The organism is Halocella sp. SP3-1, from assembly GCF_003953885.1.
GTDB lineage: Bacteria > Bacillota > Halanaerobiia > Halanaerobiales > DTU029 > Iocasia > Iocasia fonsfrigidae.
Map to the genome: position 1 here is coordinate 3457880 of NZ_CP032760.1, position 12570 is coordinate 3470449.

The following is a 12570-nucleotide window of genomic DNA, read 5'->3' on the forward strand; positions in this document are numbered from 1 at the left end:
TTATTCCTCAATCTGACTATTAATAAGATCCAAGATTTCGTTTTTAATATCAAAGTAATCCTCTTTATAAACTACATCTTTTGAATTATGTTCAAATATTTGATGAGTAAATTCAACATTAAACTCCTTTAGTATTGTCCCTGGCCGCTTAGACATAACAACAATCCTCGTCCCCAGGCATAAGGCTTCATCAACATCATGAGTGATGAAAAATATGGTAGTATTATTATCTTTCCAGATATTACGAATCAAATTCTGCATATTATTTCTGGTCAAAGCATCTAAAGCCCCAAAGGGCTCGTCCATCAGAATTACCTGGGGGTAGTTGGCCAAAACCCTGGCCAGTGCTACCCTCTGTTTCATGCCCCCTGAGAGTTCAAAGGTGAATTTGTCACCAAACCCAGCCAGTTTAACCTGATCCAAAAAATAGGTCCTGATTTCTTCAATCTCCTCTGCTGGAAGGCCTCTCATTTTAGGGCCAAATTCTACATTATCCTTTACACTCATCCAGGGGTATAGGGTTGAAGACTGAAATACAACCCCTCTATGCCAGTCAGGTCCTTCAATAGCTTTTCCCTGCATAAGACAATTTCCCTCGGTAGGTTTAATATAACCAGCCATAGTTTTTAAAAGCGTACTCTTACCACAGCCAGAAGGCCCTAAAATACATAAAAAATCCCCCCGTCTAATCTCCAGGTTTATGTCTTCTAATGCCAGAATTGAATCGTCCCCTGTTCCATATGCCAGTTTTAAATTTTTAACATCTATTAGAATCTCCCGTTTTCCTTCATCTACCATATAGTTTATTCCTTTCATTCCAATTCTAAATACTTTTCAATATATAAAGGATTAACATATTCATTGAACTCTTCCTGTGTAGGTGAATAATCGATAAATTTTTGTTTCTTAAGAAAATCAGCAGTATCTTTCATTACGACAGCAAAAGCCCCAGGCTCTTCACTGCTGCCAAAAAACCCTTCACCAAGTAATTCTTCTGGGGTATACCAACTTGACCCCTGCATCTGTAACAAAGCCTCTTCTGCTGTAATCCCCAGTTCCTCAGCTACAATGGTGGCAGCTTTTTCTGGATTTTGTCTATAAATATCTGCTGCTTCTGTTAAACAGGCAATAACTGCTGTCACTAGCTCTGGATATCTCCGGGCAAAATCTTTTTTAACCACCTCTACATTGGCTGTTATATATCCTTTCTCAATCATATCCTGGCTTGAAATCAAAACTCTCCCACTTTCCAGTAATTTTCCAAGTGAAGGCTGCCAGGTATAAGCTGCCTGAATATCCCCTCTTTCCCAAGCCGCAACAATCTCTGTTGTCTGCATGTCTAATAACTGTACTTCACCTTCAATTCCAGCATCTTTAAGGACATTTAATAAAATAAAATGACAGGTAGAAGCAAAAGGAACTGCAATTCTTTTTCCAGCCAGGTCTTCTATCTTATTAATACCTGAACCCTCTTTAACTGCCAGGGCTTCAATTTCTCCCAATACTTCATGAATCCAGACCATTTCCACATTAAGCTCTCTGGAGAGAGCAGTAATAGAATTGATATTTCCCATTGTCGCAAAATCAATACTCCCTGATGCTAAAGCCTTGTTAGCCTCTGACCCTGAATCAAAAACAACAAAATTACAGTCAATTCCCTTTTCCGTAAAATACTTATCAAATAATCCTTCAGCTATAGCTATTGTTTCATCATTAGGAACCCGAAGAATACCAAAAGTTATTTCTGCAGGTAAATTACCTGAACTTTGACTGCCAGAACCATTACCACAGGCTATCAGAGAAACAGCTATAGCCCCTAGCAATATAATTGATAATATCCTTTTACGTAAACTCATAATCAACCTCCATTTTAATCTCCTTATACCTCACCTTTCCAGAAGACAATCTTCTTCTCTAAAAACCGTAATCCAGCATTTATCAAGATACCGGTAATACCCATTATCAAGATACCAATAAAAATAATCTCGCTTTTTAAAAAATTTGCTGCATCAAGTACCATCCAGCCTATACCTGAAGTTGCTGCTATCATTTCAGCAGAAACCAGTGTAGTATAAGCTACCCCAAAGGCTGTCCTAACACCTGTAAAAATCTCAGGTAAACAGGCAGGTAATACTATCTTAAAAAAGACGTTTTTTTGATTTGCCCCCAGTGACTTAGCACTCAAGATATAATCCCTGTTAATTTTACTTACAGCAGATACACAGGCAATGTAAATAGGGGCAAAGGCTGCCAGAAATAATAGTATTTCTTTTGACGTATCATCTATTCCAAACCATAAGATAAGCAGTGTATAATAAGCAAGTGGTGGCAAAGGGCGGTAAAATTCAACTACAGAGTCAATCACAGCTTCAATCTTACTAAAATATCCACTTAAAAGACCCAGTGGAACAGCAGTTATAATAGCAAAGATTAAAGATACCAACAATCTTTTGAAACTTGCTCCCAGGTGACCCCAGAGAGAAATCCCGTTATAACCATCATTTAAAAGCCCGAGGAAGGCTGTCCAGACTCTGAATGGTGATGGCACCAGGGTTGCAGAAAATATCTCTAATCTGCTTAGTACATACCAGGCAAGGAAAATCACCAGCCAGGTTGCTACAGTCATCTTTTTTTCAGTTTTACTCTTTTTCTTTTCCGAATTATTTGCTCCCTGTTTATCCTTTAATAAGTCCATAGCTCACACGCCCCTGTCTAAGCAAACAAATATTAGTAAGGCCACCAAGTATAAACCCGATGGCCGTAATAATAATATCACTTTTCTGGAGAAATTTCAAAATATATACCTGAATCTAACATTAATCATATTCCCTTTAGTTAAAATTATATTCAGTTACGATCTTCTCCCTACCTGTAACCTGATCCTGATAAAATTCATAACAACAGATACCCAAAAAGGAACCGGAAATATTACATACATTATCATAACCCATCCCCTGTAAAGCCATTATAGCATTATAGCTTCTCTGGGCTGAACGGCAGTGTAAGTAGACAGGTTCATCTTCTGGAATTTCACCTGCCCTGTCCCTGAGTTCACTCAGAGGAATATTTACAGCATTTTTGAGATGTCCTGCTTTGTACTCATCTTCTTCCCGCACATCTACAATAAAGGCATCATTCTCTACCAGTTCTCTAACTTTAGTGACCGGCACCTGTTCGAATTGTCCATGTAAAATATTTAATCCCACTAAGGCAGCCTGATTTACTACATCTCTGGCTGTACTGAATAAAGGGGCATAACATAATTCTAATTCTTTTAAATCCTCCAGGGTGCCACCCATACGGATTAATGTTGCAACAACATCTATTCTCTTGGCCACATCACCTTTTCCAATCGCCTGAGCACCGAGGATTTTCCCGCTTGGGTATTCGTATATTAACTTAAAGTAGAGTGGATTACTGTCAGGCATTAAACCTACTATATCTGAAGGGATAATATAAACAAAATCATAGGGAATCCCTGCTTTTCGGGCAGTCTTTTCATTTATACCAGTAGAGGCAGCATTCAGATCAAAGATTTTGACTACAGAAGAACCAATAATCCCTTTATTTGAATGAGGAATACTGTTAATGTGGTCAGCTGCTGCCCTGGCCTGTCTCTGAGCCGGACCAGCTAGTGGTAGCCTTGTTTTATTTTTAGTTATGGAACAAAATACTTCTATAGCATCACCCACTGCATATATATCTTTATCACTTGTACGGTAGTTGTGATCCACCTTAATTCCACCTGTTTCACCTATTTCCAGGCCAGCCTCTTCTGCTAGTTTAGTTTCAGGACTAACTCCAACTGCCATAACTACTGCTTCAGCCTTAACTCTTTTACTAGACTCTAACTCTATATATTCCTGATCAATCTTTTTAACTGCATCATTTAAAATCAGATTAACCCCTTTGTCATATAACTCTTTATGCAGTATTTGAGCCATATCATAATCAAAAGGCGACATAACCTGGTCCAAGGCTTCTATTAGACTGACATCTTTCCCGGCAAGGTGAAGATTCTCTGCAACCTCTATACCAATAAAACCACCACCTACAACAGCAATATCATTGATATTATTGTCCTTTATATAATTATTTAGCTTGCTAATATCCTGAACATTTCTAACTGTAAATACATTTTTACTGTCTATTCCCTCAATACTGGCAGGTAAAATTGGATTAGCACCAGGGGACAGAACTAATTTGTCATATTTTTCTTCATATTCTTCACCAGTTTCCAGGTTTTTAACAACTACTTTTTTCTCATCCCTCTTTATTTTAGTAACTTCATTCCTTGTCCTTGCCTCAATATTATACCTTTTTTTGAATGTCTCAGGACAGATCAATACCAGGTCTTCACTTTTCTCTACAATACCACTTAAATGAAAGGGAAGTGCACAATTAGAAAAAGAAACATTGTGGCCCCGTTCAAACATAATTACCTCTGCAGACTCATCAAGCCTTCTTGCCCTTGCTGCAACCGAAGCACCTCCAGCTACACCACCGACAACTAATATCCTATTTGCCATTATAAAGTACCTCCTAATTATTATTTTCGGTCTGTTTAGTTGATTTATTTATAACTCAATATTTCACTAGTTTATTTTTAATTACATACTAATTTCACTACCCTGCTTTTTAAGATTGCCACTACTGGTCAGTGGAGGGCTAAAGAAGATCCTATTACTAATAATCCCACCGACAATCATAAAAACTAAAAACACCCAACCTGATAGAGAGAAGTTAGCAATTGGGGTATATAATGCACCAACATTACATCCATTGGCAAAACGGGTCCCTAATCCCATAGTAATACCACCTAAGGCATATAAAAGTATTTCCTTTTTACTTATTTTAAGTTCTGAGGTAAAAATAGCTTTAAACTTACCAGCAGTCAAGAGATAAATAACTGCCCCCACAATAATCCCAAAGTTTTGTACTGAGACTTCATGTTGGAAAAAGGGTAATTTGAAAACATCTGCTGACATTTTAGTAAAATCAGCAAGAGATTCAGCTGAAATACCCAAAAACATTAATACCTTGCCCAGCCAGATACCATAAGGGGTAGACGCCCCCCAGCCGGCCCTGGTAACCCCCATTAAGAGGGTAAATATAATACTCATTACTACCGCCCCCTGTTTTAATGTCCAGGGTTTAGCAAAAATATGTTCATAAGTTTCGGCACTAAAGGGTTTGAAATTTTTCAGATCTAATTCTGTTATCTGTTCCTGCTGTATTTCCATCCCATGACCAAGGTATTTATCATTTTCTTTAAGTTTTTTCTCATAATAATAGGAAACAAATATAACTACAGCACAAAATAGAGCCAGTAAGATAAGTGACCCCAGATAACCGCCTAAACCATCCCATTGAAAGAGATCAGGCAGAAAAACACCTTCATTTATTCTCACTCCTGTAGGGGTAATAAACCAGGAATTTCTGACCCAGCTGGCAGTCCTCTGTACAGGAAAACCGAGAAACACACCTAAACAGAAAAAAAGCAGGGTAATAAAAGCCCTGGGAAATCCTGCCGATAGGTCAGTAAGCACCCCGGAGGCACAACAAACAGAAATTGACATTCCAAAACCAAATAAAAATCCACCTAAAATTAGTCCCATATTGATAGGGTTTATCCAGAGATTATAATTAACAGGATCTGATTTAAATAAAAATGCGCTTGTTATTAAAGCAGTAATAAAAAACATAAACATCATAGTTCTCATTAATTTAGTTGACCCAGTCCTATAGGCCCGGTTAACACTCCCGGCAAACCCTGTATAAGCCCTTGCCAGGGCGTAACCTAATCCTACACCTATTAAAAGTCTGAAAAATAAAAGGTCAGTTTTTAAGAAACCTTTACCCAGGACTAACACTAATAATATAACTATAAAACCTAAAATATTCTCTGTCTTTTTCATAACCATTCCTCCCTTGATACTTTACCATAATTTGTACTTTAATTCTCAAAAGAGTGTACCAAAATAGAGGGAGAAGTTTCCCTTTTTAAACCTATGTTCAAAGGGAAACTCCTTGTTATCAATTTATTTTACAATTTCATAGCCCTTATTTGACCACCCATAGGGTTTATTTGCTGCTGTACCCATACCACCATTGAGAGATACTGCATCATAACCTAACATCCTTAAACCTGCTACTGCCTGGCCTGCTGTCTGACCTGTATAACAGTAGACTACAATTTTCTTGTCTGCGGGTAATTGACCAAAATACTCCTGCATTCCTTTACCCCAGGGAATATTTATGGCTCCAGGGATATGTCCTCTACTATAAGCTGATGATTGTCTTATAGAGAGGATAATAATGTCCTGTTCAGCATCAATTGTCATCTTGAGTAAATCTTCACTAATTTTGTAATTCTTAAACATCGTACCATCAACATCAGCTAAACCTTGGTAATAGTCAACAACAGCGTTTTTAATCTCAGGAGCTATTTTGTATGGACTTGTACCTTCAAGTTCATTGTTTTTTGTCTCTACAACTGCTTCATAACCAGCTACCCTGCTAATTCCCAGATTCCAGCCAAACCTAACTGACTTAGCCTCAAAACCGGCAAAGTTTAATAAAGCTACAGTCTGATTAGCAGTCTGCGCTGTATAGCAATAGACATAAATAGTTTCATCAGCAGGCAGCTTATCAAGATTTTCTGGAATAGCATCTGGACCCCAGGGCAGATTAATCGCTCCCTTGATATGTCCTTCATTATAAACATCAGCCTGTCTTATATCAAGAATAAAGAGCTTTTCACCTGATTTGACCTTTTCAATAAAACTGTCCTCAGCTATCATGCTATTGTCTTCAGGTAGATTGGCAAAATAACTATTAACTGCCTCTTCAACCTTCTCTGAAACAGCCAGAACAGAACCTGTACCAACTATACCTGTTACTAATACCAATGCCATCATTATTGAAAATATCATTTTTCTTCTCATTATCATTCCTCCTGAAATATATTTTGAATTTTTTTACCTATTGTATAAGACTTTTAAGACCCATCCTGAAAATTAGTTTTAATCCCTGTACCATCAGGTATTTCAACTGGCAGGGAAGTATCTGAAGACCATTCAATCCAGGCTCCATCATATATCTTCAAATCCCTATAACCAGCATTATATAGTGCAAGGTATGTCTGAGCAGCCCTGATAGAGGTTTTGCAATACATAATGACCGTCTTCTCAGGTGTTATTTCTTTGTCTCTATATAAAGTATGAATCTGTCTTACAGGTCTAAATGTACCATCATCAAAATTATTATACTCATAATTCAAATGAACTGAAGCAGGAATTGTCCCTGCATTATATTCTTCCTGGGTTCGGACATCCAGTAATACTACATCATCCTGTGGATTATTAACCTCAGCTTTGACATCTTCCCTGCTGGCCAACATCTCTTCATTTTTTTCTGTTATTTCATATTTTACTGCTAACATATCAGCCATAAGAGTAGATTTCTCTGCTCCAGCTTTAAGAAGTGCTTTAAGCCCACCACTTACTACTTTAACATCTTCATGGCCATAAACTTTCATCGTCCACCATAATCTGGCTGCATCCATATTGTTATTATTGTCATAAACAATTACTGTGGAATCATTTGCTATACCCTTTTCACCCAATACTTTTTCTATTTTTTCTGCTGGCGCCAGCATGTTAGGGAATGGGCCAAAGGTAGTAATATCATTCCTGCTGATATTGACTGCACCTTCCACATGACCATCCTTATAAGCACTTGAATTTTGCGCATCTACCAGTACAGCCTCTTCTCCTGAGATAGATTTCAGGGTATCTCTGGCACTAATAATCTCCTGCCCCTTTTCTCCCGGTGCCTTTGTACTTGTACAGGCTGTAACTGTTATAAGTATGATCATGATAAGTAATAAAAGTTTTGATATATTATTCACTCTTCCACCTCCAATATTACTTGTCAATTTTATATTGTTAAATTAAGCACAATCTCTACTAATATTATAATACAAAAATCCCCTCTGTAGGTATAAGTTTTTATTATAGTGTATTTGATTATCTAATATGGTGTTGATAGAAAAATTAACTTACGGTATCCAAACTTAATCAACAATCATTAGTGTTTTCTTCTAACCACTTTTTACTCAAAGTTAATTACTTATCATAAACCAGACCAATATATTTACTGAACGACTCTAGAAATTGTCTGGAGGCAGGCATCATGGACGCCGTAGTGCAACCCTAATTTTCTTGTACGCTCTGCTTAGATGCGGAGTGCCTGCGGTACACGACAAGGTAAGTAAATATATTGGTCGGTCTCTAAAATTATCCACAATTCAAACACCACATAATTACTCAACTATTAGTATGTGTTCGAAAAGATATAAATAGGGGATTATATATCCCTGAACGAAGTTAAGGTGTTACCGTTGAGTAAAGGGATATATAATCCCTGGCGATATATACTAATACTTTTCGAACAAACTCTATTAGATAATCTATTTACCGAAATAAAATTAAGATGATATAATATTGATAGATTGGGGGTATTTAGATGAAATTTCCTGAAAAGTTAAAAGCAGTACATATCATTATGATAATTTTCTTTGTCACAAATCTGTTCTTTCTAACAAACTTCCCTTTTGTCCATTCAGATGAAGCCTGGTTAAGCGGTCTTTCCAGAAATATACTGGCAGAAAAAGACCTTTCTGTCACTGAACCCTTTTTTGATCTCTACCCCAGACATCCCCATGCTGTCAAATCACTATTTCACTTAATCCAGATAATCTTTATAAAACTGATGGGCTATAGTATCTTCACCTTCCGCTTCATCTCACTATTAGCCGGCACAGCGGCTTTATATCTATTTTATAAGTTAGCAAAACATTTTACCAGGTCAGACATCCTGGCCAACACAGCTGCTGTTATCATGTCACTTGATATTCAATTTATTTATGCCGCACATTTTGCCAGACAAGAGATTATACTTTTATTAATCTTATTAATAGCCCTGACCTATTTTCTATCTAAATATCGCTATCAAAATACAACCCGGCAGGATATTGTCATGGGCTTAATGCTGGGAACAGGAATAGGCATTCATCCCAACAGCTTTATTATCGCTCTGGCCTTTATAGTCCTCTATACCTATAACCTTTTGATCACTAAAAAAATCAAATTACATAATTACCTTGCTTTTTGGGGAACCCTGGCAGGAATAGCTTTGTTTTTTGTAACCCTAAGCTTCCACTTCGATGCTAATTTTATACAAAACTATAGCAGCTATGGTCAAAAACTCGGTGTTTTTAGCTCATTTTTAACTAGGTTTGACAGACTGGATTACTTTTATCAAAAGCTGTTTTATAGAGTCAGTGGTACCTATTATATTCCCCCTGTCAAATTTCAGTTTGCCCTTTTTGCCCCGACAATTGTTTTCATTATTTTACAGGTGCTTTTAAAAAAAGATAAAAAAAATATCCCCTTACTTTTAATTTTTCTAGGAATAAATACAGCTTATGTACTTATTGGACGATACAATCAAACAAGTATTATCTTTATCTTTCCTGTCTGTTACCTTATGCTCTTAAACATCATCTCTATTGTAAGGAAAAAATATATGTATATTATTACTACAATTCTCATAATTGTCCTGGCCTTGAACACAACAGCTACTCTGACAACAGACAGCCATGATAATTATGATAATTATCTTAGAGAAATATCCAGTGTGGTCGGTAAAAATAAGCGGGTCCTGGCCAACCTCAATGCCGATTACTATTTTAATAACGGCCGGCTGTTTGACTACAGAAATCTTGCCTTTCTGAAAGAAAATAATCTTGAGTTTAAAGATTATATCAATACCAATAAAATCGAATATATTATTTACCCGGAAGAAATGGATTTTATTTATAATAACCGACCGGTCTGGAATATACTATACGGGAACATCTATCCCTATTATCAGGATATGAAAGAATTTCTGGATAATAACTGCCAACTTGTTCATGAATTTACAAATAAAACATACGGGATAAGAATCACAAGATATATAGGTAAACAGGAATGGAAAATTAAAATATACCAGGTTAAACAGCAGCAATAATTTTATACAAGCGGATAAATTCAGTACTAACTCTATCCCGCGGTCTGTCAAGGTTATTGTTGATAATTTTTTTTATCCGGCCAGGGTTACTTTCCATAAGTATAATCTTATCTGCCAGAACTAATGCTTCTTCTATGTCATGAGTTACAAAGAGTATTGTCTTCCCGGCCTCCTGCCAGATATCTATCAGCAAGTTCTGCAGATTACTTCTGGTCTGGCTGTCCAGGCTCCCAAAAGGCTCATCCATCAGCATTATTTCAGGATCAGCCGCCAGTGTTCTGGCCAGTGCAGCCCTTTGTTTCATACCCCCGGAAAGTTGATAGGGATAATAATTAAAAACATCTGGCAGTTCCACCTTTTTTAAATAACTGCAAGCCATCCTTTTCCTTTCTGCATAATTATTACCAATGCCTTTTGCTTGCAGAGCAAAGATCACATTATCCAGAACTGTTTTCCAGGGAAAGAGCTGTCTAAACTCCTGAAAAACCATAATTCTGTCTACACTAGGTCCGCTAATCTTCTCTCCTGCTAAATACACAGCCCCCTGTTCTGCTTCCATAAACCCAGCAGCTATTTTTAATAAGGTAGTCTTTCCACATCCTGAAGGACCCAGAACCGCTGCAAACTCAGCTCTATCTATAGTAAAATCTATGTTTTCCAGAACAAACTTTTCTCCATTTTCTTCTCCATTTCGATAGCTTTTGTAAATGTTTTTTAGATGTAGATATTCTGTCATGACTCCATTCCCCATTTTTGGACTGTCTTATTTTCAATTTTATCAAATATAAAATCCTCAACCAGAATACCAATGATCACAATCACAGTTATACCGGCAAAAACCCCGGGCAGATCAAAAAATACCCTCTTCTGAAAAATATACCACCCTAACCCACCAACACTGTTGACTGCTCCAAAGAGCATTTCAGCACTTATTAATGCTCGCCAGGCCCGGGCCCAGCCAATTTTCAAACCAGCCAGAAAATACGGCAGTGCAGCCGGAACCATAATCTGGAACAATATCTGTAACCTACTTAAACCATAATTTTGTCCAACCAGCCTATATATCTCAGGGATAGAACTAAAACCAGTCCTCAGATTCAAAACCATCGGCCATAATACTGAGTGGACAATAATCACCAGAATGGCCTGACGTCCGGCACCAGACCAGATAAGTACCAAAGGCATCAGGGCGATTCCCGGTAATGGATGGGCAAGAGCTACCAGGGTATCTATCAGTCCAGCTATATTCTCAGAAAAATGTGCTGTAAGTGATAGAAATAAAGCAAGTAGTAGGCTAATAAAGAGGGCCTGGCCAATAATAGATAGAGAAAAGAGTAACTGTCGGCTAAGTTCGCCGTTAATAAGCGATTCTATAAGTACTTGACCGATTTCTAACAATGAAGGAAAAACCAAGGGGGAAAATCTCCCACTCCAAAATATTAACTGCCAGCCCAATGCCAGTAGAATAATCCAGAAAACTCTCTGTAAGATCTTACTCTTTTTCATATAAATCTACTTCCCATATTAACTGAGAAAGTTCCATATTCTTAGAATCTATATACTCAGCTTCCTGCATAAAATTAATAAATTGATCTAAACCACGAATTTCCATTGTATAACTCATACCAGGCCAGGTAATATATTTCTCTATTTCCTCTTCAGAGAGTGCATAGTTTTCAGTAAGTAGACCTGCCGCCTCCCCTGGATTCTGATTAATAAATTCTATAGACTGTTGAAGTGATTCTACAAATGCCCTGTATATTTCCGGCTGATTATTATAAAATTCCTCTGTAGCGACTCCTACAATAAAACTAAATTCACCGCCCAGAGCCTCTTTACTACTTAGGATCTGATGGATCCCTTCTTCCTCACTCTCTTTAAATATATAGGGAGGTGAAGTAAAATGTGCTGTTATCTCTTTCCTGGACAGCAGGGCATTCATCCCATCCGGATGGGCCATGGTTACAAGCTGGTCATCAAAACGATCAGCAATACCAAACTCTTTCTCAGCTGCCATAGCCAGCAAGATATGCTGGATACTACCCGGTTGAGGCAAGGCAATACGGTCATTTTCACTAATATCTGCTAATGTCTTGATATCTTTTCTGTAAGTCATAAGGCCCAGGGGGCTCATAGAAAGACCACTGATTATCTTCCACTCCATCCCCCTATCTCTCCCAATCAGAAAAGGTGGAATAGCCATAAAACCTATATCAACCTCTCCAGCCAGCATGGCCTCTCTGATAGCAGCTGTATTGGCCAGTTTCTTCCATTTTACATCAATATTATTTATATTTTCCTCCAGAATATTTTTATCCTTCATAAGCTGTACAGGGGCATAAGCCAGCCCATACTGCTCTGCTATAGTAACAGTGTTTTCACTATTTTTTCTAGCACAGCTGCTTAATATAACTATAGATATAGGTATTATTAGTAATAAAATAGCTGCTTTCTTCATAAAATTAATACTTCCTTTCCTACAGACTTCCATTC

Annotated in this window: 11 protein-coding genes; 1 reads left to right on the forward strand and 10 read right to left on the reverse strand. The window is 37.4% G+C overall.

What is annotated here, in order from left to right; all coding sequences use genetic code 11:
• From D7D81_RS16455 to D7D81_RS16485, 7 genes are all read right to left on the reverse strand, one after another.
• Nucleotides 1-798 (reverse strand): ABC transporter ATP-binding protein, encoded by a 798-nt coding sequence (locus D7D81_RS16455; RefSeq protein ID WP_125992308.1) that lies wholly within the window; start codon nt 796-798, stop codon nt 1-3.
• 14 nt (nt 799-812) lie between these two features.
• Nucleotides 813-1856, reverse strand: a complete 1044-nt coding sequence (locus D7D81_RS16460; RefSeq protein WP_125991119.1) for a taurine ABC transporter substrate-binding protein — start codon at nt 1854-1856, stop codon at nt 813-815.
• 23 nt (nt 1857-1879) lie between these two features.
• The gene (locus D7D81_RS16465; RefSeq protein WP_125991120.1) at nt 1880-2695 is read right to left on the reverse strand and encodes an ABC transporter permease; all 816 of its coding nucleotides are present in this window, start codon (nt 2693-2695) and stop codon (nt 1880-1882) included.
• Between the two features lie 136 nt (nt 2696-2831).
• Nucleotides 2832-4529 (reverse strand): FAD-dependent oxidoreductase, encoded by a 1698-nt coding sequence (locus tag D7D81_RS16470; RefSeq protein WP_125991121.1) that lies wholly within the window; start codon nt 4527-4529, stop codon nt 2832-2834.
• Nucleotides 4530-4610: 81 nt separating this feature from the next.
• Nucleotides 4611-5918 carry a YeeE/YedE family protein gene (locus D7D81_RS16475; RefSeq protein WP_125991122.1) on the reverse strand — a complete coding sequence of 436 codons (1308 nt, stop codon included), beginning with the start codon at nt 5916-5918 and terminating at the stop codon, nt 4611-4613.
• 123 nt (nt 5919-6041) lie between these two features.
• Nucleotides 6042-6947, reverse strand: a complete 906-nt coding sequence (locus D7D81_RS16480; RefSeq protein ID WP_125991123.1) for a rhodanese-like domain-containing protein — start codon at nt 6945-6947, stop codon at nt 6042-6044.
• 53 nt (nt 6948-7000) lie between these two features.
• A complete protein-coding gene (locus D7D81_RS16485; RefSeq protein WP_125991124.1) occupies nt 7001-7912 on the reverse strand; it encodes a sulfurtransferase in 912 nt (303 codons plus the stop codon).
• Nucleotides 7913-8529: 617 nt separating this feature from the next.
• On the opposite strand from D7D81_RS16485, the gene D7D81_RS16490 reads away from it, so the two are divergent.
• The gene (locus D7D81_RS16490; protein WP_125991125.1) at nt 8530-10077 is read left to right on the forward strand and encodes an ArnT family glycosyltransferase; all 1548 of its coding nucleotides are present in this window, start codon (nt 8530-8532) and stop codon (nt 10075-10077) included.
• On the opposite strand, the gene D7D81_RS16495 is transcribed toward D7D81_RS16490, so the two are convergent.
• From D7D81_RS16495 to D7D81_RS16505, 3 genes are read right to left on the reverse strand one after another with little or no spacing between them, the layout of a single operon-like run.
• A complete protein-coding gene (locus D7D81_RS16495; protein ID WP_125991126.1) occupies nt 10061-10813 on the reverse strand; it encodes an ABC transporter ATP-binding protein in 753 nt (250 codons plus the stop codon). The two genes, D7D81_RS16490 and D7D81_RS16495, sit on opposite strands and share 17 nt — an antisense overlap.
• A complete protein-coding gene (locus D7D81_RS16500) occupies nt 10810-11583 on the reverse strand; it encodes an ABC transporter permease (RefSeq protein WP_125991127.1) in 774 nt (257 codons plus the stop codon). The genes D7D81_RS16495 and D7D81_RS16500 overlap by 4 nt, the downstream gene beginning before the upstream one ends.
• On the reverse strand, nt 11570-12568 hold the full coding sequence (locus D7D81_RS16505; RefSeq protein ID WP_286170412.1) for an ABC transporter substrate-binding protein: 999 nt from the start codon (nt 12566-12568) through the stop codon (nt 11570-11572). Before D7D81_RS16505 ends, D7D81_RS16500 begins: the two co-directional genes overlap by 14 nt.
• Nucleotides 12569-12570: the final 2 nt, after the last annotated feature.

Coding starts and splice junctions, on each gene's coding strand:
- D7D81_RS16480 (WP_125991123.1), bottom strand. CDS start 6,947: ATGAGAAGAAAAATGATATTTTCAATAATGATGGCATTGGTATTAGTA.
- D7D81_RS16470 (WP_125991121.1), bottom strand. CDS start 4,529: ATGGCAAATAGGATATTAGTTGTCGGTGGTGTAGCTGGAGGTGCTTCG.
- D7D81_RS16460 (WP_125991119.1), bottom strand. CDS start 1,856: ATGAGTTTACGTAAAAGGATATTATCAATTATATTGCTAGGGGCTATA.
- D7D81_RS16490 (WP_125991125.1), top strand. CDS start 8,530: ATGAAATTTCCTGAAAAGTTAAAAGCAGTACATATCATTATGATAATT.
- D7D81_RS16475 (WP_125991122.1), bottom strand. CDS start 5,918: ATGAAAAAGACAGAGAATATTTTAGGTTTTATAGTTATATTATTAGTG.
- D7D81_RS16455 (WP_125992308.1), bottom strand. CDS start 798: ATGGTAGATGAAGGAAAACGGGAGATTCTAATAGATGTTAAAAATTTA.
- D7D81_RS16495 (WP_125991126.1), bottom strand. CDS start 10,813: ATGACAGAATATCTACATCTAAAAAACATTTACAAAAGCTATCGAAAT.
- D7D81_RS16465 (WP_125991120.1), bottom strand. CDS start 2,695: ATGGACTTATTAAAGGATAAACAGGGAGCAAATAATTCGGAAAAGAAA.
- D7D81_RS16505 (WP_286170412.1), bottom strand. CDS start 12,568: ATGGAAGTCTGTAGGAAAGGAAGTATTAATTTTATGAAGAAAGCAGCT.
- D7D81_RS16500 (WP_125991127.1), bottom strand. CDS start 11,583: ATGAAAAAGAGTAAGATCTTACAGAGAGTTTTCTGGATTATTCTACTG.